Here is a 26187-nt window from a genome sequence, read left to right as displayed (position 1 = left end):
TAGTCTTACCTAAGAAACACGAGTGAAGGACGGGACCGGATGGCCAACGGGTGCGAGCACCCCGCCGCCTGCCACACGGGGGAGGCGCCGATCCTGGCGAGCGCGACCAAGAAGGGCCGGTTCTGGCTGCTCGTCGAGCATGCGGGGCCCTGGGCCGCGGAGTTGGAGGAGTGCCGGCTGCCGGATGACGTCCACCGGCTGATCTCCCGCGCCAGGGCTCTTGACATCCGGCCGCAACTCATCCGCCGGCCCGGCCGCCGCGAGGCCCTCACGGGCCCCCTGCACGTCTACGTCGCCGCGTCCGCGGTGGACGATCCGTGGCTCGCCGAGGGCTTCGTGGGGCGCCCCGACGATCTTGACCTGGGCGCTCTCGTGCACGGAGTGGTTCCGGAGTCCTGCATACTGGTGAACGAGCCGATGTACCTGGTCTGCACGCACGGCAGGCACAACGCGTGCTGTGCGCGTCTAGGACTCCCGCTGGCGCGGTTCCTCGACGAGAACCTGCCCGGCGAAGTGTGGGAAACCACACATGTCGGCGGCGATCGATACGCCGCCAACCTCGTATGCTTGCCACACGGGCTTTACTACGGCAGCATGTCTCAGGCTGCTGCGATCGCGGCGGCAAACGCGTACCGGCACGGCGAGGTCGTCCTCGACCGTTTCCGGGGACGCGCGGGTATCCCTGAGCCACTGCAGGCCGCCGAGCACTTCGTCCGGGCGCATACCGGCGAGATCTCGGTCGGCGGGGTGGCCGTGGAATCCTCCCGGTCGGTGGACGACACCACGATCTGCGTCGTGCGGCGCACGACGGAGCGTGGGACGTCGCGATTCCGGGTCGTGGTCGAGCCCACGGTGTTCACCGCACCGTGCGGGTTGACATGCGCCGACGGAATCCCGACCTACAGGTTGGCCGAGCTGAGCGAGCTCACGCCGGTATTGACCTGAGGGCTCCGCCCCGGAGCCGGGAACACCACGGCCTATCCCGGCGTTGGCACAAGGGACGCCACAAGCGTCCAATGCGGCACAAACACTGAAATACCTCTCACCAAAGGTGGTTTCTCATGTCTCAGGTACGTCGGCAGCTCGCCCGCCCGCGCCCCAGCTGGGGTTGGCAGGATGATGCCGCGTGCCGGGGAGAGGACCTGGTGCTGTTCTTCGGTCCTGACGGCGAGCGTCAGCCCGAGCGCGACATCCGGGAGCGCAAGGCCAAGGCCATCTGCGCTCAGTGTCCTGTGCGAGCGGAGTGCCTCGACTACGCGCTCTCCCGTCCGGAGAAGTACGGCACGTGGGGCGGCCTCAACGAGGACGAGCGCGCGTCCGAGCGTCGCCGTCGTATGCGTCGCGCCGCCAGCGCCGGAATCAGCGCCGTCGCCTGAGCGTTTCCCCCTTCCCCGACACGCGTCACCGCTGGGCGCTTCGCGTCCCGTCCCCCGATGTGGGCGACGGCGCACGCGAGGCGCCCTTCAGGTCTCATCCATCCGTCCCTCCGCTTCCCGCCGTGGCGAGCAGGCCCAGCACGTCGTCATCGGTGAGCTGGTCGAACCGCCGGTACCACTGGCCCACCGCGCGGAAGTTCTCCGGTGTGGCCGGCACGACGATCTCGTCCGCCTCGCCCCGCATCGCCTCCACCGTCTCCGGAGCGGCGACCGGCACCGCCAGCGTCACCCGGCCCCGCCCCGCCTGGATCGCCCGTACGGCCCGCAGCGCCGCGCGCGCCGTGCCTCCGGTCGCCAGGCCGTCGTCCACCACGATCACGTCACGGCCGCGCAGTTCCGGCAGCGGCCGGTCTCCCCGGTAGACCCGCACCCGCCTGGCCAGCTCACGCCGTTCCCGTCCGGTCACCTCCGCCACGTCCTCCGGTTCCAGACCGAGCCGGTCGAGCATCTCGGAGTCGAACACGGGCCGCCCGCCCTCCGCGATCGCGCCGACCCCGAGCTCGGGCCGGGCCGGATGCCCGATCTTCCGGGTCACCAGCACGTCGAGCGGGGCGTGTAGCCGCTCCGCGATCGGCGCGGCCACCGCCACGCCGCCGCGCGGCAGGGCGAGCACCACCGGATCCCGCGGGTTCACGTCCCACAGGACCTCGGCGAGCAGCGCACCCGCCTCGGCGCGGTCGGCGTACGGCAGCCGCACCCGCATCGTCCTCACGCCCCGGTCATACCCGCCCGGAACGGGAGGCACCCGAGCCTACGGGCGGCTCATGCCCCGCATCTGCTTGTGGATGGTCTTCCACTTGCGGGTCTCCTCGGCGCGCAGCCGGGCGTCGGTGCGGCGGGCCATCCAGGCGGCCTCGCGCTGGAGCCTGTTCCAGCTCTCCAGCCGCCGCTCGGGCAGCTCGCCCGACTCGACCGCCGCCAGCACCGCGCAGCCCGGTTCCTCCCGGTGCCGGCAGTCGGAGAACCGGCAGCCCTCGGCCAGCTCCTCGATGTCGGAGAAGACCAGGTCGACGCCCTCGCTCATCTCGTACAGCCCGACGCGGCGGATGCCGGGGGTGTCGATGACGAGCCCGCCGCCGGGCAGCGTGATCAGCTGCCGGTGGACGGTGGTGTGCCTGCCCCGCCCGTCGGCGGCCCTGACCTGCTGGGTCTCCATGACCTCCGTGCCGGCGAGGGCGTTGACGAGCGTCGACTTGCCCGCGCCCGACGGGCCGAGGATCACCGCGGTCCCCGAGGGGCCGAGGTGGGCGCGCACCAGGTCCACGCCGTCGCCGGTGAGCGAGCAGACCGGGTGGACGTCGACGCCCGGCGCCGCCGCCTCGACGTCGGCGAGGAGATCGTCCAGTCCCTGATCGAAGAGGTCGGCCTTGGTGACGAGCACGACCGGCCGGGCGCCGCTCTCCCAGGCGAGCGCCACGAGGCGCTCGATCCTGCCGAGATCCGCGAAGTCCGTGGCGTGCATGGACGGCTCGGCCACGAAGACCACGTCGACGTTGGCGGCCAGGACCTGGCCCTGGCCGTCGCCCGACAGCCCTCCGCGGGAGTCGCGGCTCACGCCGCCCCGGACGAAGGCCGTACGGCGGGGCAACACCTCGGCCAGTTCGTAGCGGCCCTCATCGAGCCGGGCGAGCGCGACCCAGTCCCCCACGCACGGGAGCTCGAGCGGATCGGCGGCCGCGGCCCTGCGTACGCGGGCGCCGAACCGCGCCTGATGGTTTCCGTCGGCGGCGATGACCTCGGCGGCGCCCCGGTCGACCCGCGCCACACGCGCGGGAACGGCGCCGCCGGGCAGGTCGGGCAGCTGCTCCGCGAGCCCGTCGTGCCAGCCGAGAAGAGAAAGATCGTTGAACACTGCTGGTGAACACCCTTCGGAAACCGGGCGTCCCAGCGAGAAGAGACTAGGCGGACACCCGGGAGTTGACGGACGGCATGGTCGTCAGAAAGACCCGCATAGTCCTCACCTCCCTGGTCCTGGCCGCTCGACGGCGGCGACGGGGGGAACACTAGCAGCACCCGGGCGGCCCCGCGCAACCGGTTAAATCCCCTCGGGGGCACTGCCGACGGGCGGCACGAGAACGGCTCCCCGCGACCTCGCGAGGTCGCGGGGAGCCGTCGCTCGTCGATCTGGGGTGATCAGGACAGGCCGGGCGCGGGGAACCGGCTCGTCAGCTCGGTGACCTCGCCGTGCACCCGTGCGATCACGTCCTCCGCGTCGCCCTTGGCCACGGCGGTGACGACCTCGTCCATCCACGCGCCGATCTGGCGCATCTCGGCCTCGCCCATCCCACGCGAGGTGACCGACGGCGTGCCGATGCGGATGCCGGACGGGTCGAACGGCTTGCGCGGGTCGAAGGGCACGGTGTTGTAGTTCGTCTCCAGGCCCGCCCGGTCGAGAGCCTGCGCGGCCGGCTTGCCCCCGACGCCCTTGGACGTGAGGTCCATCAGGATCAGGTGGTTGTCGGTGCCGCCGGAGACCAGGTCGAAGCCGCGGGCGAGCAACTCGTCGGCGAGCGCCTGGGCGTTCTTCACGATCTGCGCGGCGTACGCCTTGAAGTCCGGCTGGGCGGCCTCGTGCAGGGCGACGGCGATGGCGGCGGTGGTGTGGTTGTGCGGGCCGCCCTGCAGGCCGGGGAACACGGCCTTGTCGAGCGCCTTGGCGACCTCGTCGGTGTTCGCCATGAGCATCGCGCCGCGCGGGCCGCGCAGGGTCTTGTGGGTGGTCGTGGAGATCACGTCCGCGTGCCCGACCGGGGAGGGGTGGGCGCCGCCGGCGACGAGGCCCGCGATGTGGGCGATGTCGGCCGCGAGCACCGCGCCGACCTCCTTGGCGATCTCGGCGAAGGCCGGGAAGTCGATCGTGCGCGGGATCGCGGTGCCGCCGCAGAAGATCAGCTTGGGCCGGTGCTCGAGCGCCAGCGCACGCACCTCGTCCATGTCGATCCGGCCGGTGTCGCGGCGCACGCCGTACTTGACCGAGTTGAACCACTTGCCGGTGGCGGACACCGACCAGCCGTGGGTGAGGTGGCCGCCGAACGGCAGGCCCATGCCGAGCACGGTGTCGCCCGGGTTCAGGAACGCCAGGTAGACGGCGAGGTTGGCGGGCGAGCCCGAGTAGGGCTGGACGTTGGCGTGGCTCACGCCGAAGACCGACTTGGCCCGCTCGATCGCCAGCGTCTCGATCTTGTCGATGACCTGCTGGCCCTCGTAGTAACGCTTGCCCGGGTAGCCCTCGGAGTACTTGTTGGTGAGAACGGTCCCGGTCGCCTCCAGGACGGCCCGGGACACGTAGTTCTCGGACGCGATCAGCTTGACGGTGTCGGCCTGCCGCCGCTCCTCCGCCCTGATCAATTCGGCGATCTCGGGATCGACGACGTTCAGCGAGTTCCCAGCCATGGCGCCTTCCTTCTCCACGTCGACTCTTCGGCGGCGACCCAGGCGCACGGCCTCCGCGAATTCGCTCCCCGGTGGTGCCCCACCTAGCGACGCGCCACAGCAGCACGTCAGCGCCAGTCGCGATGCCTCCAACCCTATCCGAGCGCGCCTCGCCGGAAAGCCGAGTGCGGCTCAGGCGTCGGAAATCGACACATCCCGGAAGACGCCCAGGCGAGGGATGTCGACGTCCACCGACTCCGCCTCCTCGGGCACGGACGTGTAGACCGCGTAGAACCGCTTCTCCTCACCGGAGCGCACCGCCGTGACCCCGGAGCTGCACATGCACGCGCCGTCCTTCCAGGTGGGGTAGAGGGGCTCCTTGCCTCCCGGCGTCGTCAGGCCGACCCGGGACACCGAGTAGTCGAGCGCACTCCTGCCGAAGTCGTCCATGAATATCCAGGCGTTCGGTCCCCGGTTCGTGAGCGCCCAGCTCAGCCGGACGTCGCCGTCGCGCAGCCGGACCGCCTCGGTGATCTGCACCCGCATCGGATTCTTATCGATCTCCATGTCACGGGTGGTCGCGGGCGTGCCCGGAAGGTTGCCCTTCGGCTCCCATGGCCGGGCGATCACCAGCGCCGTCGCGGCGACGGCCAGGGCGAGCACCGCCGCCGCGAGGTAGGGCCACCGGCGCCGCCCGCGCCGCTCCGGTGGAACGGGAGCCGCGAGGGTGGCCGCCGGGGCGACGACCGGAGTCCAGGTGTCCCCGACCACCCGGGTGGCCGTCTCGATCCCGGCGCTCTCCCGGCCGAGCAGCGCGTCGAGGAGCCCCTGGGCGGTGGGGCGGCGGGCCGGGTCCTTGTCCAGCGCCCGCTCCACCAGCGGCCGCAGGCGCTCGTCGAGGCCGTCGAGCCGCGGCGGCCGGGACACCACGCGGTAGAGCACCTCGGCGGGGGTGCCGCCGCCGAAGGGCGGGCTGCCGGCACCGGCGTAGGCGATCACGCATCCCCAGGCGAAGACGTCGGCCGCCGCGGTGATCGGATCGCCGTTCGCCTGCTCCGGAGCCATGTATGCGGGGGTGCCTACGATGGAACCCGTCCGGGTGGCGTCGGCGTCGGCCAGCCGGGCGATGCCGAAATCGATCACTTTGGGCCCGAGCATGCCGAGCAGGATGTTCGACGGCTTCAGATCCCGGTGCACGACGCCGGCCGCGTGGATGGCGACCAGGGCGGCGGCCGTCGCGACGGCCAGGGCCTGCAGGCTTCCGCCGGTGAGCGGACCCTGATCCCTGATCAGCGAGCCGAGGTCGGGCCCTTCCACGTATTCGGTCACCAGATAGGCCTGGTCGCCGTCCAGTCCGGAGTCGAGCACGGCCGCGGTGCAGAACGGGGCGACCCGCTGGGCGGCCTGCGCCTCCTGGGCGAACCTGCGCCGGAACTCCGGCCCGGCCGCCAGCTCCGGGCGCATGATCTTGACGGCCACCGGCCGGCCCGACGGATCCCGCGCGAGGTGGACGATCCCCATCCCGCCCTCCCCGAGCCGCCGCAGCAGTGTGTAACCCCCGATCGAGGGCCGAGGCGGCGCCGGGGACGTCGACGCATCGTCAGTGGGGGGAATCGGCGTCGTCACCCGCCCCATGGTGGCGGATAGATCAGTCTTTCGCGACGGATTCCCGGACTGTACGGAAGAAGCGGTCCGGTCAGCCGTCATAGACGGGAACGTCGGCGAAAAGCCCGAACCCGGGGACGTCGACCCCGATCGTCTCCAGGTCCTGCGGTACGCCGGTGTACGTGGCGTAGAGAGGGAGCACGTCACCCGGATGGAGCCACTGGGTCGGAAGGGCGCTGCACACGCAGCGGTCGTCCTTGCGCGCGGGCAGGAACTTCGACCCGCTGGGCGGGTCCACGAGGCCCGCGCCGGACAGTTCGTCGCCGAACAGGTCCCTCGGCCACCACGATCCCTCGCTGCCGGTCATCGTGATCGTCCACTGGACGGTCACCGAGGTCCCGCGCCGCTTCACGGCGTCCACCGTGACGTGGAGCGGATGCCCGTTGACCTTGATGTCCCTGGACGCCAGCGGGCCCTTCGGCGGCGTCGTCCCGCCGCCGAAAGGATGGAGTGCGAAGATCAGGATCGCGGCGGCCACCGCGAGCGCCCCGCCGGCCACCGCGACCGGCACCCAGCGGCGGCCGCGCCGCCTGCCCGCGCCGCCCGCCCCCGCGTCGCTCCGTTCTGTGCCGCCCGGCCCCGTCCTGTCCGGCCCGTCCGCGCCGTCCGGTGCCGCGCCCGCGCGGCGGGTCGTCTCGGCGGGCGTGGCCCAGATGTCGCTGACGATCCTCGTGGCGGCCTCGACCGCCACCTCCTCCCGGCCGAGCAGCCGGTCGAGAAGCCGCTGGGCGCTCGGCCGCCGGGCCGGGTCCTTGTCCAGCGCCTGCTCGACCAGGGTCCGCAGGCGCTCGTCCATCCCCGTCAGGTAGGGGACGTGGTGCGCGACCCGGTAGAGCACCTCCGGCATGGGGCCCGAGCCGAACGGCGGCCTGCCGGTGGCGGCGTACGCGACCACGCAGCCCCAGGCGAAGACGTCGGCCGCGGAGGTCACCGATTCTCCCCGCGCCTGCTCGGGTGACATGTAACTGGGCGTCCCGATCACGGTGCCGGTCCGCTCGGCCAGCGTGTCGGCGAGGTGGGCGACACCGAAGTCGATCACCCGGGGGCCGAGGGGCGAGAGCAGGATGTTGGACGGCTTGAGGTCGCGGTGCACGATCCCCGCCTCGTGGATGGCGGCGAGGGCCGTCGCGACGCCGACGGCGAGCGCGTCGAGGTTCGAGCCGGACAACGGCCCCTGCGCGTCGATCACCGACGACAGGTCGGGACCGTCGACGTACTCGGTGACGAGATAGTGCCGGTCGCCGTCCCGTCCGGCGTCGAGGAGCGGCGCGGTGCAGAACCTGGCGACCCGCTTGGCGGCCTCCGCCTCCTTGCGGAACCGGGCGCGGAACTCCTCCTGGGCGGCCAGCTCCGGCCGCATGACCTTGAGCGCCACCTGGCGGCCCCCCGGGTCGCGGGCGAGATAGACGATGCCCATGCCGCCCTCCCCCAGGCGGCGTACGGGGACGTAGGGGCCGATCGTGCGCCGGTGGGTCGCGGTGGGGTCACCGGTGGAAGGCTGTGCGTCCATCGACGCCATCCTTCCACCGCTACCGGGCTAGATCAGCCTTTATCGGACTTGCGGTGATGGTGCTCGTGCCTGGTGGCGCCGCCCAGCGGCCACAACCGGTCCACCTCCGCGTTCAGCGTCGCCCCGATGAGCACGGCGAGCGCGGTGATGTAGAGCCACAGCAGCACGGCGATCGGCGCCGCGAGCGAACCGTAGATCGACAGCGGGGTGAACCAGGCCGCCAGCACCTCGCGGAGGAACGCGGCGCACACGATCCAGATCAGCAGCGCCAGCACGGCCCCCGGGGTCTCGCGCCACCAGCGCGTCCGGTGCGGCACGCTCACGTGGTAGAGCAGCGTGAGCATCAGCACCGAGCCGATCACGACCACGGGCCAGTAGAGAACGGTCACGAGCGCGGCGTACCTGGGCAGGGCGGTGGACATCAGGGTGGGCCCGATGACCAGGACCGGCATGACGACCAGCCCGATCAGCAGCGCGGCGAGGTAGAGGACGAACGACAGGACCCGGGTGCGGATGATCCCCCGGGTCTCCCCCAGGCCGTACGCGATGGATATCAGGTCCACATAGACGAACAGGGCCCGCGAGCCCGACCACAGCGACAGCAGGAAGCCGACGGAGATCAGCGAGACCTGACCGCCGCTCAGCACGTCGGCGAGCAGCGGCTTGACGACCCGCTGGACGGTGTTGTCGGTGAACAGCAGCTCGGACTGGTCCACGACCCAGCGCCTGATCTCGGCGATGGCGGCCGGGCCGAGCAGCCCGCTCAGGTGGCCCATGACGCCGAGCAGCCCGAGCACGAACGGCGGCAGCGACAGCAGCGCGAAGAACGCCGCCTCGCCCGCGAGACCGGTCACCCGGTAATTGACGCCCGCCATCGTGGTCGCCTTCACCAGGGCCCAGATGTTCCTGTCGCGCAGCCAGGTGAGACGCGCCCGGGCGAGCGCCATGCCCTTGCGCGTGATGTGCCGCGGCCTGCGCGACGGCGCGTCCGTGGAGGTCATGGCACCCAACCGGTCATGAGATATGGGCTCTACCCGCTGCCGCGGCGGTTAGTACGTGACCTGCGGGCGGATTGTCGCCGCCAAGAATAGGGGCCTGCGCCCCCTGCTCGCGAGAACCGTGTTCCCCACTTCGCCATCGAGCGGTCATATCCGCCGGTCGTGCCTGCGGAGCGCCTCTCCGGTTCGCTCTGTTCGCAGCATGGCGTTCACAATGGAGACATGATCTGCCGAGCGTGCAGGGAGCATCGGCACGAGGAGTGCCGCGGCGGGTCCTGGTGCGACTGCCAGCATCAGGAGCCGTCCGAGAGTCAGCACGAGGCCGAGCCGCCCGAGAACTGGGTCCGCAAGGGCTGACGCGCGTCACATTGCCGTCACAATCCCGCATCCTGGACACGAACTTGGACATCGGGGATCTCAGAGGTATCGTTTGGGACATGCCAGCGGACCCGTTGCTCGTCGTGCGACGCCACGTCGATCTCCTGCGTGTCCGTAGCGCGATCTGTATCGACGCCGGCTGACCGTCGCCCTCCGCTGATCCATCCCGGGCGCTCGGCCAGGCGTCGTTTTCGTATGCCCTCACACTCGACGGCGAGGTGAGAGGCCGCCTGCGCCGGTGTCCGCCGAAACCCGATCTCAGACCGAGCCTCGGAGAAGGACGTGTGCCCATGAGCACCCCGGCCCGCCCGGCGAACCGCCACCACAAGCGCCCGCGCGGCGAAGGTCAGTGGGCTCTCGGTTACCGTGAGCCGCTGAACAAGAACGAGGAGAACAAGAAGGCCGATGACGGGCTGAACGTCCGCCAGCGGATCATCGACATCTACTCCAAGCGCGGCTTCGACTCCATCGACCCCGCCGACCTGCGCGGCCGTTTCCGCTGGTACGGCCTGTACACGCAGCGCAAGCCGGGCATCGACGGCGGCAAGACTGCCGTCCTTGAGCCCGAGGAGCTCGACGACCGCTACTTCATGATCCGCATCCGGACCGACGGCGGCCAGCTCAGCCTCGAGCAGCTCCGGGTGATCGCCGACGTCTCCAACGACTACGCCAGGGGCACCGCCGACGTCACCGACCGGCAGAACATCCAGCTCCACTGGGTGGAGATCGAGTCGGTGCCGGACATGTGGACGCGACTGGAGGCCGTGGGCCTGTCCACCACCGAGGCGTGCGGTGACACGCCGCGCGGCATGCTCGGTTGTCCTCTGGCCGGGATCGACGCCGACGAGGTGATCGACGGACGGCCGCAGCTCCAGGAGATCCGCGAGCGGTACATCGGCGACCCGGCGTTCTCGAACCTGCCGCGCAAGTTCAAGACCGCGATCAGCGGCTGCGCCGCCCACTGCACGGTCCACGAGATCAACGACATCGCTTTCGTCGGCGTGGTGAACGAGCAGGGCGAGGCCGGCTTCGACCTGTGGGTGGGCGGCGGCCTGTCGACCAACCCGATGTTCGCCAAGCGGCTCGGCGTGTTCGTCCGGCCCGAGCAGGCCCACGAGGTGTGGGCCGGGGTCACCGGCATCTTCCGCGACTACGGCTACCGGCGGCTGCGCGGCAGGGCGCGGCTGAAGTTCCTGGTCAGCGACTGGGGCGCGGAGAAGTTCCGCGACGTGCTGCAGACCGAGTACCTCAAGTACGAGCTGCCCGACGGCCCGGCCCCCGCGGCGCCGCGGGGGGACCGGCGCGACCATGTCGGCGTTCACCTCCAGCGGGACGGCAACTACTACGTGGGCTTCGCGCCCCGCGTGGGCCGTCTCAGCGGCGACCTGCTGCACCGGATCGCCGACATCGCCGAGCGCCACGGGTCCACCCGCGTGGCGACCACGATCGAGCAGAAGATGGTCATCCTCGACGTCGCCCCCGACCAGGTGGAGTCGATCGTGGCCGACCTGGAGGCGGCCGACCTGCGGGTCAACCCGTCCACCTTCCGCCGCCAGACGATGGCCTGCACCGGCATCGAGTACTGCAAGCTCGCGATCGTCGAGACCAAGAACGCCGCGTCGGAGCTGATCGACGAGCTGGAGCGGCGCCTGCCCGACTTCAACGAGCCGCTGACGATCAACCTCAACGGCTGCCCGAACTCCTGCGCCCGCATCCAGACGGCGGACATCGGGCTGAAGGGCCAGCTCGTCGTCAACGACAAGGGTGAGCAGGTCGGGGGCTACCAGGTCCACCTGGGCGGCTCGTTCGGGCTGAACCCGAGCTTCGGCCGGAAGGTCCGCGGCCTCAAGACCACGGCCGAGGACCTGCCCGACTACGTCGAGCGGGTCGTGCGCAACTACGAGAAGCAGAAGAACGACGGCGAGACCTTCGCCGAATGGGTCCAGCGCGCCGACGAGGCCGACCTCAAGTGACCACCGAGAGGGCCGCGCCGTTCTACTGCCCGTACTGCGGCGAGGAGGACCTGGAGCCCTACGTGACCGAGGAGGAGAGCCACGGATGGTACTGCAGGTCCTGCGCCCGTGCCTTCAGGGTGAAATTCCTCGGCCTCGGCGTGCGTTCGTGATCCCGAGGGCTTTCATCCAATCATCCGATGAACCAATGAACGACGTGTGAGGAGTAGCGATGTCGGTGGCGGAGATAGAGGCAGGGCTGGAGCGGCAGCGTGTGACGCTGGACCTCCAGGGCATCGTGGAGTCCGCGGCGCGCTTCCTTGAGGACGCGCCCGCCCGGGAGATCATCCGGTGGGCCGCGGCCACCTTCGGCGACCGCCTCTGTCTCACCTCGTCGATGAGCGACGCCCTGCTGATCGACCTGGTCAGCAGGGTCAAGCCCGGCGTCGACGTGCTGTTCATCGACACCGGCTACCACTTCGCCGAGACCATCGGCACGCGGGACGCGGTCGAGGCGGTCTACCAGGTCAACGTGATCAACGTGAAGCCGTCCAGGACCGTCGAGGAGCAGGACCGCGACCTGGGGCCGCGCCTGTACGGGCGCAACCCCGACCTGTGCTGCTACCTGCGCAAGGTCGAGCCGCTCAACCGGGCGCTGGAGCCCTATCTCGCCTGGGTGTCGGGCATCCGCCGCGACGAGTCGCCCACCAGGGCGAACACCAAGGTCGTGGAGTGGGACGCCAAGCGGCAGATGGTGAAGGTCAACCCCATCGCCCGGTGGACGCAGGAGGACGTGGACAACTACATCGCCGACAACGGCGTCCTGATCAACCCGCTGCACTACGACGACTACCCCTCGATCGGCTGCGCCCCCTGCACCCGCCGGGTGGCGCCGGGCGAGGACCCGCGCAGTGGCCGCTGGGCCGGCCTCGGCAAGATCGAGTGCGGCATCCATCTGTGACGACCCTCCCGCACGCAGGCGCACCGCTGATCGCGGTGGCGCACGGGTCCCGCGACCCGCGCGCCACCGCGACCGTGGAGGCGCTGCTCGACGGCGTACGGCGGGCGCGGCCCGACCTGGACGTCCGCGCCGCCTATCTCGACCACGCCCCGCCGTCGCTGCCGCAGGCGCTGTCGGGGCTGGACGAGGCCGTCGTGCTCCCCCTGCTGCTCACCGCCGCCTACCACAGCCGGGTGGACATCCCGGCGGCGCTGCGGGAGGCGGCCGGCCGCACGCCGCGGCTACGGGCCGTCTGCGGCCCCACGCTCGGCCCGCACCCGCTGCTCGTCCGGGCCCTCGAACGCCGCCTCGCCGAGGCCGGTGTGGAGATCGGCGACCCGGACACCGCCGTGGTGCTCGTCTCGGCCGGCTCCAGCGACCGCCGGGCGAACGCCACGATCGCCGCCGTCGCCCGCGAATGGGCGCGCACCCGGCCCTGGTGGTCGGTCACCGCCGCCTACGCCTCGGCCGCCGCGCCCACGCCCCGGGACGAGGTCGTACGGCTGACGCGCGCGGGCGCCCCGAAGGTCGTGGTGGCGCCCTACCTGCTGGCCCCCGGCTACTTCGCCGACATTGTGGAGCGCGACACCCTGGAGGCCGGGGCGCACGCCGTGGCGGGCGTCCTCGGCCCCGCCCCCGAACTGGTCGCGCTCCTGCTCGAACGCCACGCCCAGGCCGTACGCGAGGCCCGCGAAGCGGCTTAGCGGTCGCGTCCGTGAACCCTTCGGGGGTTAACGTGGCGACGTCGAGTGCGGCAGGCTGATGCTCGCAGTGGTCAAGCCGCATCACTCGGTGGCGGTCGTCCGCCGGGCGGTCCTGAGTGTCGTGAAGGCGGCCAGGCCGCCCAGCGCCGAGAGCACACTGAGGATCATCAGCGACAGGCCGTACCCGGCCGCGAGCGCCTCGGACCTGTCCACTGGGACCGGGCGGGCGAGCAAAGCCCCGGTGTGCGCGGCCGCCACGGACAGGAACACGGCGACGCCGAGGGCGACGCCGAGCTGGTAGGCGGTCTGCCGCAGGGCGGCGGCCATGCCCTGTTCGTCCGGCGCGACACCGGACGAGACCGCGACGGTGGTGGCGACCGCGGCGCCGGTGAAGGACGCGCCGACCACGACGAGCCAGGGGAGCAGGAACAGATAGCCTCCCCCACCGGGGAACGTGCTCAGGAAGGCGATCGCCACTGCGGACAACAGCGACGTCCCGGTGAGCACGGCTCGCACTCCCAGGCGAGTGATCAGCGGTCCTGCCACCTTCACGCCGATGAGCAGGCCGGCGAGGCCGGTGGGGACGAAAGCGAACCCCGCCTGCAGCGGGCTGTAGTGGCGCGTCTGCTGCAGAAACAGGGTGCACAACAGGACGACGGCGCCGTTGAGCGCGCCGGTGACCATGGTCGCGACACCGGTGCCGGCGAACCACCGGGACCGCAGCATCGACAACCGGATCAGCGGATCACGGCGCCGGGTCTCGACGACGACGAACACACCGAGCAGGACGAGCGCCGCCACCACCGCGGCCGGGACGCCCACCGACGTCCAGCCGTGCTCGGACCCGTACGCGGGCGCCCAGACCGCCAGGGCGACGGCGGCGGTGACGAGGACCGCCCCGGTGACGTCCGGCACCCGGCGCTCGCCCTTCGGCGTGGTCGCGGCGATCACCCGCGCCGCCAGCACCGCGGCCAGCGCGGCGACCGGTACGTTGATGATGAAGATGCTGCGCCACTCGACCGTGTCGGCCAGCACGCCGCCGAGGATCTGCCCCGAGACGAACCCCAGGGAGGTGGCCGCGCCGAAGATCCCCAGCGCGCGGTTGCGTTCGGCGCCCTCGGTGAACGTGGTGGTCAGCAGGGCCAGCGCGGACGGGGCGAGGACCGCCGCGCTGAGGCCCTGCGCGACCCGGGCGGCGACGAGCACCACGGGCGCGTTCGCCAGCCCGCAGGCCAGCGAGGTCAGCGCGAACGCGAGCAGGCCGGCGACGAACATCCGGCGGTATCCGAGCAGATCGGCCAGCCGGCCGCCGAGGACGAGCACGCCCCCGAAGGCCGTCGCGTAGGCGGTGATCACTCCCTCGACGCCGACCGGGGAGAACCGGAGCGCGTGCTGGATGGTCGGGAGGGCGACGTTGACGATGGACGAGTCCAGGATGACCATGAATTGGGCCGTCACCATCAGCGCCAGAACGAGGCCCTGGCGCCTCGGCCTGCCGCCGTCGCCGCGGCTTGGGCCCGCGGCTCGGGGCCGGTGTCGCGTCGGTAGATTCTCGGGCATCTTCACCTTCGTGCCTCGTCCTCGCCGGGCACCTCGCCCCCTGTGGACCCCGTGCCGTAGGGACCCCGCTCGCCACGGACCCTCGCCGTGGCGTATCGCGGGGATACTTCATGCTGCTGCCCAAGATCGTGTGGATCAACAGCGATCCGCGCGATGATCGATCAGTCTGGCTTATCGAAGGAAGGCCCCCGACATGGAACTCAGGGAGATCGAGACGTTCCTGGTCCTCGCCGACGAACTGCACTTCGGCCGTACGGCGCGACGGCTGAACCTCTCGCAGTCCAGGGTGAGCCAGCTCATTCGTGCCTTCGAGCGCCGGATCGGCGCCTCGCTGTTCGACCGGACGAGCCGCACAGTGACGCTGACCCCGATCGGCGCCCGGCTGCGCGACGGGCTCGGCCCTACATACGCCCAGCTCAACGCCGTCGTCGAGGACGCCCGCCGGGAGGCGGAGCGGCGCACCCGGTCGCTGCGCATCGGCTGCGCCGGGGCGGCCGGGGGCGACTGGCTCACCGACGCCATCGAGTCCTTCCGGGCCGGCCGTCCCGGGTGCCGGGTGGTGCTGGCGGAAAACCCGCTGGCCGACCCGTACGGTCCGCTTCTACGGGGTGAGACCGACCTGCTGGTCGCCCGGCTGCCGGTCGAGCAGCGGCCGGAGCTGACCGTCGGTCCGACCATCGCCCGGGAGGAGAGGCTGCTCGCGGTGCCCGCCGGTCATCCACTGGCCGAACGGGGCTCAGCGAGCGTGGAGGACCTGGCCGACCTGGGTGTGTTCGCGCTCAGATCGTCGCCAGAAGGTCTGTCCTGCCCGTTCGTCCCGCTCTACACGCCGGGTGGCAGGCTGATCCCGCGCCGCGGCGCGTTCTCCAGCTACTCCGAGATGCTCGAACTGGTCGCGCGACGCGAGGGCGTGCATCCGCTGGCCGTCTCGCTGCTGAAGTTCCACCGGCACCCCGACGTCGTCTTCGTGCCGATTCCCGACCTGCCCCCGGTCGAGGTCGCGCTGGTCTGGCCCACCGACGACCGGAACGCGGATGTACGGGCATTCACGGCCATCGTGAACGGAGCCCGCGCCGCCTGAGGACGAGAGCGGCAGTCCAGGGACAGGAAGATCATCATCGGCATGCCTGATGTGGACGGCAGTAGGCGACAGCAAGGACCTGGCCTCCCCACGGGCGGACATGATGGGGTTATGGATCACAGGCGGATGGAGTCGTACTTCGACGGGCGAGCCGCCGGTTACGGGCATCTGAGCTGGCATGCCGGCTACGCCGAGCGGCTGGTGGAGCTCGGGGGCCTGACGCCCGGCATGCGCGTGCTGGACGCCGCCACCGGCACGGGGCTGGCGGCGCTGGCCGCGGCACGGGCGGTCGGTCGCTCCGGTCAGGTGGTCGGCGTGGACATCTCGGCCGGGATGCTGCAGCAGGCCGACCGGCTGCTCACCGCGTCCGGGCTGACCAACGTGAGCTATGTGAAGGCGGACGCCACCGCTCTCGACGGGTTCGACGACGAGGCGTTCGACGTGGTCCTGTGCTGTGCGGGGATGCTCTATCTGCCGGCCTCGACGGCGTTCGCCGCCTGGCATCGGGCGCTGAAGCCGGGCGGGCTTCTCTGCTTCTCCGCGATGCGGGCCGGCTTCCCCCGCGCGGCTCGCGTGTTCCGCGAATGCGCCAGGGACTTCGGCCTCGCCCTCACCGATCCGATGGCTGAGGTGGGCACGGAGGAGAGCAGCCGCGCGGCGGTGACCAAGGCGGGCTTCGTCTACGAACGGGCCGTGCCGGATGTGATCGCGCTCCCGCCCAGAAGCGCGGCGGACCTGTGGCGGGGCCATGTGGTGAACCCGAACTACTTCGAAGTCGCGTCGCTCTCCTCGGAGGAAGCGGCCGCCTTCGAGGCGCGCTACCTTGCTCGGGTCGCCGAGTTGCTGAACGAGCCGGACGCCTTCGATCTGCCGGTCATGTATGTCTACGCCCGTAAGCCCAGTTAGGCGGGCCGCCGGGAACCGCGGCAGCACGACCACTTAGTCCACGGGCAGCGGGAAGCCGGTGGGCCGGTCGCAGGCCGAGGACAGGATCTCCTGCCCGTTCGGCTTGCGCATCACGATGTCTCCTTGGCAGGCGCTGGGCGATCGCGCGTCGACGACGGCGAACGCATCCCGGATCGTCACCCTGGCGTCGGTGCGGTACTCGCCGGTCTCGCCGACAATGCGGAGGGCGTCGCCCGCGCCGACCGCGCCGTGACCGTTCGCCACGCTGCCCGGCGGAACCACCGCCACGTGGAAATCGTCGCGTCCTGCCGGCAACCGCCCTTCCTGATCGGTCCAGGAGCGCAGGTGGTCGACGTGGTCGTCCTGGATTCCGCAGGGCCCCTGGTCGACCAGTGTCCCCTCGTGCCAGACGAACACATAGGACGGCGTGCGGCACTCGACTTGGATGTTCACGGAGTCGACGTCGGCGGTGACCCCGAACAGCAGTCTGCGCCCGCCAGTTTTGATCTTCTTGTCCAGGAGCACCCGGTCGCTCGTCAGGTACGTCACGCTCGGGGCCGGTGACGGGCCGGCCATGGCCGCGGTCCCCGGGTCGTCGTCGGGCGCGATCGTGACCGTACGCGGCGCCGTCGCCACCGTCACCACGGCGGCCAGGCCGGCGGCCAGCACCGCCCCGGCGGCACCGCGACGGCGCCGGATGCGCCGCACGCGCCGGTCGACGTCGGCCAGGGCGACGCCCGCGCCCCTCACCGTGGAGGCGTCCCGGGCGAGCAGGTCACGCAGATCGTCGTCGGTCATCGTCATGTCAGCTCTCCAGGCTCATCAGGGAGCGGGCGGCGGAATCGACGCGCAGCCTGGCCAGGGCCCTGCTCGCCTGGCTCCGCACGGTGGCGACCGAGCAGCCGAGGATCTCCGCGATCTGCGCGTCACCCAGGTCGGCGAAGTAACGCAGCACGATCACGGCGCGCTGTTTCGGCGGCAGGCAGGCGAGGGCCTGCCGTACGGCGTCGCGGGAGCCGAGCAGGTCGGCGGAGTCGCCGACGGCCGGTTCCGGCAGCGAGTCGGTCGGCTGCTCGCCCCGCCAGCGCCTGCGCCACCAGGAGGCGTGGGTGTTGGCCAGCGGTAGACGTACGGGTCGGGGTTCTCGCCGACCCTGCGCCAGGCCAGCCACGCCTTGGCCAGCGCCGTCTGGAGCAGGTCTTCGGCGGTGGCCCAGTCGCGGCAGAGCAGGCAGGCCGTCCGCAGCAGTCGGTCCGAGCGCTGCTGGACGTAGCGCTCGAAGTCGGCCCGGTCGCGCATGTGCGGCCCCCAGGTTCTCGGTGATCCTTGGTGCACGGTCACCGATGACTACGCCCTGGGAGCGTCCCGCCGTTGCCTCGTCCGGCCATCCGGCCGGCGGCGGATCAGTGCGGCCCGGATCAGTGCGGCCCGGATCAGGGCGACACAGATCAGGGCGACACAGATCAGTGCAGGCCGTGGTGGCGGCGGTCGGGGATCTCGTATCCCCCGTGGCCCGGGCGCTGACGGCGCTCCTGCCACCATTCGCTCCATGCGAACCAGCCGCGCTTGATCGGCTCGGCCCGGGAGTCGCCGATGATCTTCACGTCGCCCATCAGCACGTACGCCGTGACCTTGACGACGGGGGCGAACTGGCCGCGGGGCGCCTCGACCACCTGGACCTTCTTGTCCCCCATGATCGTGACGCCGGAGAGCTCGACGTCGACGCCGTCCGGCACGATGATCTTCACGTCGCCCATCACGCAGGTGGCGACGATGTCCACCTCACGCCCGCGCACCTCGGCCTGGCGCAGGTCGAGGACCACGTCGCCCATCACGCAGACCGCGCCGATGCCGTCGTCGATCCGCCAGGTGCCGGTCCTCTTGGCGTCGCCCATCACCGCCACGATCCACTTGCGCATCCTGCCCTGCGGGGTGGCCGGTACGGCAGGCGCGGGAGCGGGAGCGGGAGCCCCGCCCGGCAGGTCGGCGGTGATCTGCGCGAGCTCGCCGTGGGTCTGCGCCAGGTAGGCGGCCTCGGTCCGCTCGGTCAGCTCCGCGAGGGTCAGCCGCCCCTCCGCGGACGCCACGCGCAGCCGTTCCACCACGGACTCGCGTTCGGCGTCGGACGCCCGCATACCACCCGGATCGTTCACGCCCTTCACCGTATCCCGCCCGCTCCCGCTCTCCCTCCTCCCTGGGAACGATCCTGCGAGCGATCCACGGAGACGATCCCTGCGGACGAGGCCCGGAAGGGACTGTGTGAGCATGGAATCGTGACCCGCAGCAGGTTGCTGGAGGCGATAGCGGGAGGGGACGTCGCGCGGGTGGCGGCGATGCTGCACCCGGACACCGCCGTGAACCCCGCTCAGGGGACGACGCCGCTCTATCGGGCGGCCGTCGGCGGTCACCACGACATCGTCAGGCTGCTCCTGGAGTACGGCGCCGACCCGGACCAGCCGAGCGGGGGGCACGAGGAGGGCCTTCCGCTCTGCGCGGCGGCGTGCTGGGACCACGCCGAGACCGTGCAGGCGCTGCTCGACGGCGGCGCAGACCCCGACGCGGCGGAGGAGGGCGGCTGGACGGCCCTGCTGTGGGCCGCGGCCAACGGCAACCTGGAGTCGGCCGACATCCTGCTCGACGCCGGGGCCGATCCCGGCCGGGCCGACGACGACGGCGACACCCCGCTGACGCTGGCCGCGATCTTCGGGGCGTACGGGATCGTCTGGTCCCTGCTGGAGCACGGCGCCGACCCGTCCGCGCCCGGCTGGGACGGCGCGACCCCGCTGGAGATCGCCGCGCGGCTGGCGGCGGTGGATCTCGAAGCCGTGTTGCGCGAGGAGGTCTCCGCGAGGGTGGAGGGCGACCACACCGTGCTGGTGGCCCACGCCTCCGCTCCGGACGGCACCCGGCGGGTCACGGTCGAGGCGCGCGGCGCCGACGGCGGCTACGCGATCACGCGCCAGCACGGGCACGCCGCCGTCGCGACGGTCCTGGAGGCGGCTCTCGGCCTGCGGCCGCGCGCGGACGTGCTGCTCGGTCGCGCGCTGCCCTACCGCGACCTGGACGAGGACGACGAGACGTGGTGGGCGGCCGTCCACGCGCTCCAGTCCCGCCACGACGAGGAGACGTTCCTGGCGCTGGCCCGGCTGTGCGAGAGCGACGACCCGGTGGAGCGGGAGTTCGGCGTCGACGTGCTCGCCGAATTCGGCCAGGAGTCAGGCTTCGGCAAGCAGACGGGGCTCGGCGAGCCGGGGCTCGGCCGGGGCGCGGGGCACGACCCCTACCGGGACCGCACTCTGGAGATCCTGCGCGACCTGGCCCGGCAGGAGACCGAGCCCGCGGTCGTCGAGGCGCTGCTCCACGCGTTCGGCCACCAGGCCGACGAACGGGCGCTCCCCGAGGTGCTGAAGATCGTCAACAGCCCGGGCCGGGAGCCCACGGTCCACGACCCCATCGCGCTCGCCGCGGTCCTGCCTCCGGACGACGAGGACGGGCTGACCACGCTGATCCGGCTGAGCCGGTGCGCCGACGACGAGGTGCGCGACTGGGCCACGATGGGCATCGCGGGGCTGCCCGCCGACACCGCCTCCATCAGGGACGCCCTGGTCACCCGGCTGACCGACCGCGACCTGACGACGGTGGCCGAGGCCGCGCGGGGCCTGGCCGGGCGCGGGGACCGGCGCGCGATCGAAGGCGTCCACCGGGTGCTGTGCGAGGCGGGCGCCGACCAGGACTACGCCCGCGACCTCGCCCTGGAGGCGGCCCAGGAGCTCGGCCTGGAGATTTCGGGGGCCTGACCGTTTGCCGCCCGGTGTTTGTCCCGGCCCTTCGAGATGTTGAGATGGAGTCCCGGCATGTTGGACGTCCCGGTATGGACGATTCCCGGCATCGACCACAGGAGGACCCAGTGACCCACGACGTGACCAACCAGGTGCCCCCGCTGACCGGCCACGACGTCTCGGCCGACCCGGCGCTGCTGGAGGGGCTCGCCAGGGAGGGGGCGGACTGGGCGACCGGGGAACTGCGCCAGCTCGGCCTGCTGGCCGGTTCTGCGAAGGCGCAGGAGTGGGGGCGGCTGGCCAACGAGCACCCGCCCGTGCTGCGCACCCACGACCGGTACGGCAACAGGATCGACGAGGTCGAGTTCCACCCGGCCTGGCATGAGCTCATGACGGTCGCGGTCGAGAGCGGCGCGCACGCCGCGCCCTGGACGTCGGCCCGGCCGGGTGCCCACGTCGCCAGGGCCGCCAAGTTCTTCACCTGGTCGCAGGTCGAGGCCGGGCACGGCTGCCCGATCTCCATGACGTACGCCGCCGTGGCCGCGCTGCGGCACTCGCCGTCGCTGCGGGCGGAGTGGGAACCGCTGCTGGCCTCCCGCACGTACGACTTCGGGCTGCGCCCGCCGCGGGACAAGCGCGGCGTGCTGGCCGGGATGGCCATGACCGAGAAGCAGGGCGGCTCCGACGTGCGGGCCAACAGCACCAGGGCCGAGCCGCTGGGCGACGGGACCTTCGCGCTGACCGGTCACAAGTGGTTCAACTCCGCCCCGATGTGTGATGTGTTCCTGGTGCTCGCCCAGGCTCCGGGCGGGCTGTCGTGCTTCCTGCTCCCCCGCGTGCTGCCCGACGGCACCCGCAACGCGATGCGCCTGATGCGGCTGAAGGACAAGCTCGGCAACCGGTCGAACGCCTCGGCCGAGGTCGAGTACGAGGGCGCCGTGGCCTACCTGGTCGGCGAGGAGGGCCGGGGCGTCCGGACGATCATCGAGATGGTGAACATGACCAGGCTCGACTGCGTGATCGGCTCGGCCGCCGGCATGCGGTACGGCCTGACGCAGGCGCTCCACCACACCCGCCACCGCAGGGCGTTCGGCCGGACACTCTCCGAGCAGCCGCTGATGCGCTCGGTGCTCGCCGACCTGGCGCTGGAGTCGGAGGCGGCGACCACGCTCATGACGCGCCTGGCCGGGGCGACCGACCGGGCCATCGGGGGCGACGCGGCCGAGGGCCTGTTCCGCCGGGCCGCCCTCGCCGCCGGCAAATACTGGGTGTGCAAGCGGGCGCCGGTCCACGCGGCCGAGGCCCTGGAGTGCCTCGGCGGCAACGGGTACGTCGAGGAGTCGCAGATGCCCCGGCTGTTCCGGGAGTCGCCGCTGAACGGCATCTGGGAGGGCTCGGGCAACGTCGCCGCCCTCGACCTGATACGCGTGATGGCCAGGGAGCCGGAGGCGGTCGAGGCGTTCTTCGCCGAGGTGGCACTGGCCCAGGACAGGAGGGTCGCCGACGCGGCCGAGCGGGTGCTGAAGAGGCTCGCCTCGGCGGGAGAGGCCGACGCGCGCCGGGTGGCCGAGGAGATGACGCTGGTCCTGCAGGCGTCCCTGCTCGTGCGGTACGCCCCCGCCGCGGTGGCCGACGCGTTCTGTGCGTCGCGCCTGTCCGGCGACTGGGGGCGCGCCTTCGGCACGCTGCCCTCCGGCCTCGACCTGGAGGCGATCCTCGACCGCGCGGCGCCGGCGTGAGCCGACCGGCCATGCCGGTGAGCCCATCGCGTCGGCGGCGGCGTTAAGGTCGCTGCTGACGGATTAAGACTCGCTAGTGAAGGGAAGTCGCCATGGCGACCACTCGTACCGCGACGACGCAGTGGAAGGGCGCGCTGCTCGACGGTTCGGGCACCGTTTCGCTCGACTCCTCCGGGGTCGGCACCTTCGACGTCTCCTGGCCCTCGCGGGCGGAGGAGGCCAACGGCAAGACGAGCCCGGAGGAGCTGATCGCCGCCGCCCACTCCTCGTGCTTCTCGATGGCCCTGTCCAACGGCCTGGCCAAGGCGGGCACGCCGCCGCAGTCGCTGGAGACCCGGGCGGATGTGACCTTCCAGCCGGGTGAGGGCATCACCGGCATCGTGATCTCCGTCCGCGGGCAGGTGCCCGGCATCTCGGCCGAGGACTTCCAGCAGGCCGCCGAGACGGCCAAGGCGAACTGCCCGGTGAGCAAGGCGCTCGCCGGCACGACGATCACCCTGAACGCCGAACTCGTCGGCTGAGCACCAGCGGGAGCCCCCTCCGGACCCGATCCGGCGGGGGCTCCCGCGTTCCCGGGCGAGAGCAGGGGTCGTCTCGGGTGACACGATTCGCCCCGGCAGTGGAGAATGAGGTTACATGCGCGAGGTTTGGCCTGGAGAGCCCTACCCGCTCGGCGCCACCTGGGATGGTGTGGGCACCAACTTCTCGGTGTTCTCGGAGGCGGCCGAGCGGGTCGAGCTGTGCCTGTACGACGACAGAGGCGGAGAGACCCGCGTCGACCTGCCCGAGGTCGACGGGTTCGTCTGGCACGGCTACGTGCCGGGGATCATGCCCGGCCAGCGGTACGGCTTCCGCGTGCACGGGCCCTACCGGCCCGACCACGGGCACCGGTGCAATCCGTCCAAGCTGCTGCTCGACCCGTACGCCAAGGCGATCGAGGGCTCGGTGCGGTGGAACGAGTCGCTGTTCTCCTACCACTTCGCCGACCCCGCGCGGCTCAACACGGAGGACTCCGCGCCGTACATGCCGAAGAACGTGGTCGTGAACCCGTTCTTCGAGTGGGGCAACGACCGGCCGCCCCGCACGCCCTATCACGAGACGGTGATCTACGAGGCGCACGTGCGCGGCCTGACCATGCGCCATCCCGCCGTCCCCGAGCGGCAGCGGGGCACCTACGCGGGGCTCTCGCACCCGGCCGTGCTCGACCACCTCCAGTCGATCGGCGTGACGGCGGTCGAGCTCATGCCCGTCCACCAGTTCGTGCCGGAGCACTTCCTGGTCGCCCGAGGGCTGACCAACTACTGGGGCTACAACACGATCGCCTACATGGCGCCGCACAACACGTACGCCAGCTCAGGGCAGCGCGGCGAGCAGGTCCAGGAGTTCAAGGCGATGGTGCGCGCCCTGCACGAGGCGGGCATCGAGGTGATCCTCGACGTCGTCTACAACCACACCGCCGAGGGCGACCACATGGGCCCCACGCTGGGCTTCCGGGGCATCGACAACGTCGCCTACTACCGCCTGCGCGAGGAGGACCGCCGCTACTACCTCGACTACACCGGGTGCGGCAACTCCCTGAACGTCCGCTCGCCCCACGCGCTTCAGCTGATCATGGACTCGCTGCGCTACTGGGTGCTCGACATGCACGTGGACGGCTTCCGCTTCGACCTCGCCGCCGCGCTGGCCCGGGAGCTGCACGACGTCGACCGGCTGAGCGCGTTCTTCGACCTCATCCAGCAGGATCCGGTGATCTCGCAGGTCAAGCTGATCGCCGAGCCGTGGGACGTCGGCCCCGGCGGCTACCAGGTCGGGAACTTCCCGCCGTTGTGGACCGAATGGAACGGCAAATACCGCGACTCCGTGCGGGACTTCTGGCGCGGGGCATCCCAGGCGCTGCCCGAGTTCGCCTCGCGCCTGGCCGGGTCGAGCGACCTGTACGCCAGCAGCGGCCGCCGCCCGGTCGCCTCGATCAACTTCGTGACCGCCCACGACGGGTTCACCCTCACCGATCTCGTGTCGTACGACCACAAGCACAACGAGGCCAACGGCGAGGGCAACCGCGACGGCACGGACGACAACCGCTCCTGGAACTGCGGCGCCGAGGGCCCGGTGGAGGATCCCGGCATCGTACGGCTGCGCCGCCGGCAGCGGCGCAACCTCCTCACCACGCTGTTCGTGTCCCAGGGCGTGCCGATGCTGCTGGCGGGCGACGAGTTCGGCCGCACCCAGCACGGCAACAACAACGCCTACTGCCAGGACAACGACACCTCCTGGATCGACTGGTCGCTGATCCGGCAGGAGGGCGACCTGCTCGACTTCGTCCGCCGCCTGGCCGCGTTACGGCGGGCGCATCCCGTCTTCCGGCGGCGCCGGTTCTTCCAGGGCCGCACGGTCGGTGACGGCAGCAGGGACGTCATCTGGCTCACGCCGTCCGGCACGGAGATGACCGACGGCGACTGGCACACGGGCTACGCGAAGTCGCTGGCGGTGTACGTCAACGGCGACGCGATCAGCGAGCCCGGCCCGCGCGGCGAGCGGATCAGCGACGAGACCTTCCTGCTGCTGATCAACGCGCATCACGAGAACCTGACGTTCGCCCTCCCCGGCCCGGAGTTGGGGACCGCCTGGCGTCCCGTCCTCGACACCGCCGACGAGGACGTCCGCGACGACCCGTACGCCGAGGAGACCCTGCCCGCCGGGGCCAAGGTCTGCCTCGCCGACCGGTCCATGCGGGTCCTGGTCTCCGCCGGCGGCTGAGCCGTCCCCGCTGCCGCCCCGGGCCCGCCGGGAGGCCGGGTCGCGGCCGGGCACGACTCGGGGCGAGCCTCCCCGTCGTACGGGTCGGTGTCGCAAACTCGGCCACTTACCCCCATAGGGGACATTCCTGCACACTTCGTTACTCTCGGGCGGGTGACCACGACACCAGTGCAGGCCGGCCTGCCGCCGAAGCCCCGGGCGGCGGTCGTGCGGGACGCCCTCGGGGTCGGCACGGCCGTCGGCCTGTCGGGCTTCGCGTTCGGCGTCACCTCGGCGGGTGCGGGGATGACCGTCGTCCAGACCTGCGTGCTGTCGCTGTTCGTGTTCACCGGGGCGTCCCAGTTCGCGCTGGTGGGCGCGCTCGGCACCGGCGGGAACCCGCTCGCCGCCGCGGCCGGGGCGCTGCTGCTCGGCGTCCGGAACGCCTTCTACGGGCTGCGGCTGTCGCAGTTGCTCGGGCTTCCCAAAACGGTCCGCCCGCTCGCCGCGCAGTGGGTGATCGACGAGACCTCCGCCGTGGCCCTGGCCCAGCCCGACCGGCGCCTCGCCCGGCTCGGGTTCACGGTCACCGGGGTCAGCCTGTACGCCGGGTGGAACATCACCACGTTCCTGGGCGCGCTGGGCGCCTCCGCGCTCGGCGATCCGGGGGCCTGGGGGCTCGACGCCGCCGGCCCGGCCGTCTTCCTCGCCCTGCTCCTCCCCATGCTCCGGGCGCGTTCCTCCGCCGCGCCCGCCACCGCTCCCCCTGCCGCTCCTGCGACTTCTCCGGAACCGGCCGATGACGCGGCCCGCCCGCAGGCGGCGCCGCCCGGCACACCGCCGGCCCGGGCCTCCCTCGTCCGGACGCTCCTCCGGGCGCTCGTCCGGCGCGAGGAGGCGGCGGTGGCGGTGCTGGCCGTCGTGCTCGCCCTCGCCTGCGTGCCGCTCGTGCCCGCGGGCGTGCCGGTGCTGGTGGCCGTGCTCGCCGCGCCCGCGGTGCTGGCCGCGTCACGGCTCCTCGCCCGCCGCTCGCCCCGAGGAGGACGCCGATGATCTGGGTCGCGATCGTCGTCACGGCGGCCGGATGCTACGCCGTGAAGCTGCTCGGTCTTTCGGTGCCGGCGGCGGTGCTGGAGCGGCCGCTCGTCCGCAAGCTGGCCGCCCTGGTGCCGATCGCGGCACTGGCCGCGCTGATCGCCCTGCAGACCTTCGCCGACGGCCGCACGCTCGTCGTCGACGCCCGGGCCGCCGGGCTCGCCGCGGCGGCCGTCGCGTTGCTGCTGCGCGCGCCGTTCCTGGTGATCGTCGCGGTCGCCGTCGTCGTCACCGCCGCCGTCCGCGCGCTGGCCGGCTGACGGTTTGGCCGGCTGA

The 26187-nt window shown here is 71.8% G+C and carries 25 protein-coding genes, 1 pseudogene and 1 riboswitch; of the genes and pseudogenes, 15 read left to right on the top strand and 11 right to left on the bottom strand.

Annotated features, from left to right (window positions below; all coding sequences use genetic code 11):
• The first annotated feature begins 39 nt into the window (after window positions 1–39).
• Together FH610_RS13710 and FH610_RS13705 are read left to right on the top strand one after the other, a co-directional pair.
• A complete protein-coding gene (locus FH610_RS13710) occupies window positions 40–945 on the top strand; it encodes a sucrase ferredoxin (protein WP_139574726.1) in 906 nt (301 codons plus the stop codon).
• A 116-nt stretch (window positions 946–1061) separates the two neighbouring features.
• Window positions 1062–1376 (top strand): WhiB family transcriptional regulator, encoded by a 315-nt coding sequence (locus FH610_RS13705; RefSeq protein WP_076434697.1) that lies wholly within the window; start codon window positions 1062–1064, stop codon window positions 1374–1376.
• 94 nt (window positions 1377–1470) lie between these two features.
• On the opposite strand, the gene FH610_RS13700 is transcribed toward FH610_RS13705, so the two are convergent.
• The 6 genes from FH610_RS13700 to FH610_RS13675 form a co-directional block, all read right to left on the bottom strand.
• Window positions 1471–2139, bottom strand: coding sequence for a phosphoribosyltransferase (locus FH610_RS13700; RefSeq protein WP_167538722.1), 669 nt, complete (start codon window positions 2137–2139; stop codon window positions 1471–1473).
• 48 nt (window positions 2140–2187) lie between these two features.
• Window positions 2188–3288, bottom strand: coding sequence for a ribosome small subunit-dependent GTPase A (rsgA, locus tag FH610_RS13695; protein WP_205825750.1), 1101 nt, complete (start codon window positions 3286–3288; stop codon window positions 2188–2190).
• Between the two features lie 281 nt (window positions 3289–3569).
• Window positions 3570–4847, bottom strand: coding sequence for a serine hydroxymethyltransferase (gene glyA / locus FH610_RS13690; protein ID WP_476703415.1), 1278 nt, complete (start codon window positions 4845–4847; stop codon window positions 3570–3572).
• An 11-nt stretch (window positions 4848–4858) separates the two neighbouring features.
• Window positions 4859–4960: riboswitch (ZMP/ZTP riboswitch) on the bottom strand.
• A gap of 40 nt (window positions 4961–5000) precedes the next feature.
• Window positions 5001–6443, bottom strand: a complete 1443-nt coding sequence (locus FH610_RS13685) for a serine/threonine-protein kinase (protein WP_139574721.1) — start codon at window positions 6441–6443, stop codon at window positions 5001–5003.
• A 61-nt stretch (window positions 6444–6504) separates the two neighbouring features.
• Window positions 6505–7983, bottom strand: a complete 1479-nt coding sequence (locus FH610_RS13680; RefSeq protein ID WP_139574719.1) for a serine/threonine-protein kinase — start codon at window positions 7981–7983, stop codon at window positions 6505–6507.
• 32 nt (window positions 7984–8015) lie between these two features.
• On the bottom strand, window positions 8016–8984 hold the full coding sequence (locus FH610_RS13675) for a YihY/virulence factor BrkB family protein (RefSeq protein WP_240808953.1): 969 nt from the start codon (window positions 8982–8984) through the stop codon (window positions 8016–8018).
• A gap of 219 nt (window positions 8985–9203) precedes the next feature.
• On the opposite strand from FH610_RS13675, the gene FH610_RS45185 reads away from it, so the two are divergent.
• The 5 genes from FH610_RS45185 (at window position 9204) to FH610_RS13655 (ending at window position 13015) form a co-directional block, all read left to right on the top strand.
• Window positions 9204–9338, top strand: coding sequence for a hypothetical protein (locus FH610_RS45185; RefSeq protein WP_259405717.1), 135 nt, complete (start codon window positions 9204–9206; stop codon window positions 9336–9338).
• Between the two features lie 311 nt (window positions 9339–9649).
• Window positions 9650–11332, top strand: coding sequence for a nitrite/sulfite reductase (locus FH610_RS13670; protein WP_139574715.1), 1683 nt, complete (start codon window positions 9650–9652; stop codon window positions 11330–11332).
• A complete protein-coding gene (locus FH610_RS13665; protein WP_139574713.1) occupies window positions 11296–11484 on the top strand; it encodes an Insertion element protein in 189 nt (62 codons plus the stop codon). The genes FH610_RS13670 and FH610_RS13665 overlap by 37 nt, the downstream gene beginning before the upstream one ends.
• 59 nt (window positions 11485–11543) lie before the next feature.
• The gene (locus FH610_RS13660; RefSeq protein WP_030505395.1) at window positions 11544–12272 is read left to right on the top strand and encodes a phosphoadenylyl-sulfate reductase; all 729 of its coding nucleotides are present in this window, start codon (window positions 11544–11546) and stop codon (window positions 12270–12272) included.
• Window positions 12269–13015 (top strand): sirohydrochlorin chelatase, encoded by a 747-nt coding sequence (locus FH610_RS13655; RefSeq protein WP_205825748.1) that lies wholly within the window; start codon window positions 12269–12271, stop codon window positions 13013–13015. The genes FH610_RS13660 and FH610_RS13655 overlap by 4 nt, the downstream gene beginning before the upstream one ends.
• A gap of 81 nt (window positions 13016–13096) precedes the next feature.
• Here the strand turns inward: FH610_RS13655 and FH610_RS13650 are convergent, their stop codons facing one another.
• Window positions 13097–14476 carry an MFS transporter gene (locus tag FH610_RS13650; protein ID WP_161628000.1) on the bottom strand — a complete coding sequence of 460 codons (1380 nt, stop codon included), beginning with the start codon at window positions 14474–14476 and terminating at the stop codon, window positions 13097–13099.
• A 292-nt stretch (window positions 14477–14768) separates the two neighbouring features.
• Here FH610_RS13650 and FH610_RS13645 point away from each other — a divergent pair, with 292 nt between their 5' ends.
• Both FH610_RS13645 and FH610_RS13640 read left to right on the top strand, forming a co-directional pair.
• Window positions 14769–15656, top strand: coding sequence for a LysR family transcriptional regulator (locus tag FH610_RS13645; protein ID WP_205825747.1), 888 nt, complete (start codon window positions 14769–14771; stop codon window positions 15654–15656).
• A 111-nt stretch (window positions 15657–15767) separates the two neighbouring features.
• Window positions 15768–16562: a class I SAM-dependent methyltransferase gene (locus tag FH610_RS13640; RefSeq protein ID WP_161627999.1), complete on the top strand. Its 795-nt coding sequence runs from the start codon at window positions 15768–15770 to the stop codon at window positions 16560–16562.
• A 33-nt stretch (window positions 16563–16595) separates the two neighbouring features.
• Here FH610_RS13640 and FH610_RS13635 read toward each other — a convergent pair whose 3' ends face one another.
• From FH610_RS13635 to FH610_RS13625, 4 genes and pseudogenes are all read right to left on the bottom strand, one after another.
• Window positions 16596–17366, bottom strand: a complete 771-nt coding sequence (locus FH610_RS13635; RefSeq protein WP_139574708.1) for a hypothetical protein — start codon at window positions 17364–17366, stop codon at window positions 16596–16598.
• 1 nt (window position 17367) lies between these two features.
• Entirely contained in the window at window positions 17368–17733 is a 366-nt protein-coding gene (locus tag FH610_RS13630; RefSeq protein ID WP_240808952.1) for a sigma-70 family RNA polymerase sigma factor, read from the bottom strand.
• Between the two features lie 5 nt (window positions 17734–17738).
• Window positions 17739–17861, bottom strand: a pseudogene (locus FH610_RS44420) (SigE family RNA polymerase sigma factor); the annotation flags it as partial.
• Between the two features lie 164 nt (window positions 17862–18025).
• Window positions 18026–18715 carry a DUF1707 SHOCT-like domain-containing protein gene (locus FH610_RS13625; RefSeq protein WP_139574707.1) on the bottom strand — a complete coding sequence of 230 codons (690 nt, stop codon included), beginning with the start codon at window positions 18713–18715 and terminating at the stop codon, window positions 18026–18028.
• Between the two features lie 120 nt (window positions 18716–18835).
• Here FH610_RS13625 and FH610_RS13620 point away from each other — a divergent pair, with 120 nt between their 5' ends.
• The 6 genes from FH610_RS13620 to FH610_RS13595 all read left to right on the top strand — a co-directional run bounded on the left by FH610_RS13620 (window position 18836) and on the right by FH610_RS13595 (window position 26171).
• On the top strand, window positions 18836–20359 hold the full coding sequence (locus FH610_RS13620) for an ankyrin repeat domain-containing protein (protein WP_240808951.1): 1524 nt from the start codon (window positions 18836–18838) through the stop codon (window positions 20357–20359).
• A 74-nt stretch (window positions 20360–20433) separates the two neighbouring features.
• Window positions 20434–22080 (top strand): isovaleryl-CoA dehydrogenase, encoded by a 1647-nt coding sequence (locus tag FH610_RS13615; protein WP_139574706.1) that lies wholly within the window; start codon window positions 20434–20436, stop codon window positions 22078–22080.
• Between the two features lie 92 nt (window positions 22081–22172).
• A complete protein-coding gene (locus FH610_RS13610) occupies window positions 22173–22601 on the top strand; it encodes an OsmC family protein (protein ID WP_079314144.1) in 429 nt (142 codons plus the stop codon).
• Between the two features lie 115 nt (window positions 22602–22716).
• Window positions 22717–24837 (top strand): glycogen debranching protein GlgX, encoded by a 2121-nt coding sequence (glgX, locus tag FH610_RS13605; RefSeq protein WP_139574705.1) that lies wholly within the window; start codon window positions 22717–22719, stop codon window positions 24835–24837.
• A gap of 153 nt (window positions 24838–24990) precedes the next feature.
• Window positions 24991–25869 carry an AzlC family ABC transporter permease gene (locus FH610_RS13600; RefSeq protein ID WP_240808950.1) on the top strand — a complete coding sequence of 293 codons (879 nt, stop codon included), beginning with the start codon at window positions 24991–24993 and terminating at the stop codon, window positions 25867–25869.
• A complete protein-coding gene (locus FH610_RS13595; protein ID WP_139574704.1) occupies window positions 25866–26171 on the top strand; it encodes an AzlD domain-containing protein in 306 nt (101 codons plus the stop codon). The genes FH610_RS13600 and FH610_RS13595 overlap by 4 nt, the downstream gene beginning before the upstream one ends.
• Window positions 26172–26187: the final 16 nt, after the last annotated feature.

Source organism: Microbispora catharanthi (assembly GCF_006334915.2).
Lineage (GTDB): Bacteria > Actinomycetota > Actinomycetes > Streptosporangiales > Streptosporangiaceae > Microbispora > Microbispora catharanthi.
This window is presented reverse-complemented; position numbering and strand designations above follow the sequence as displayed.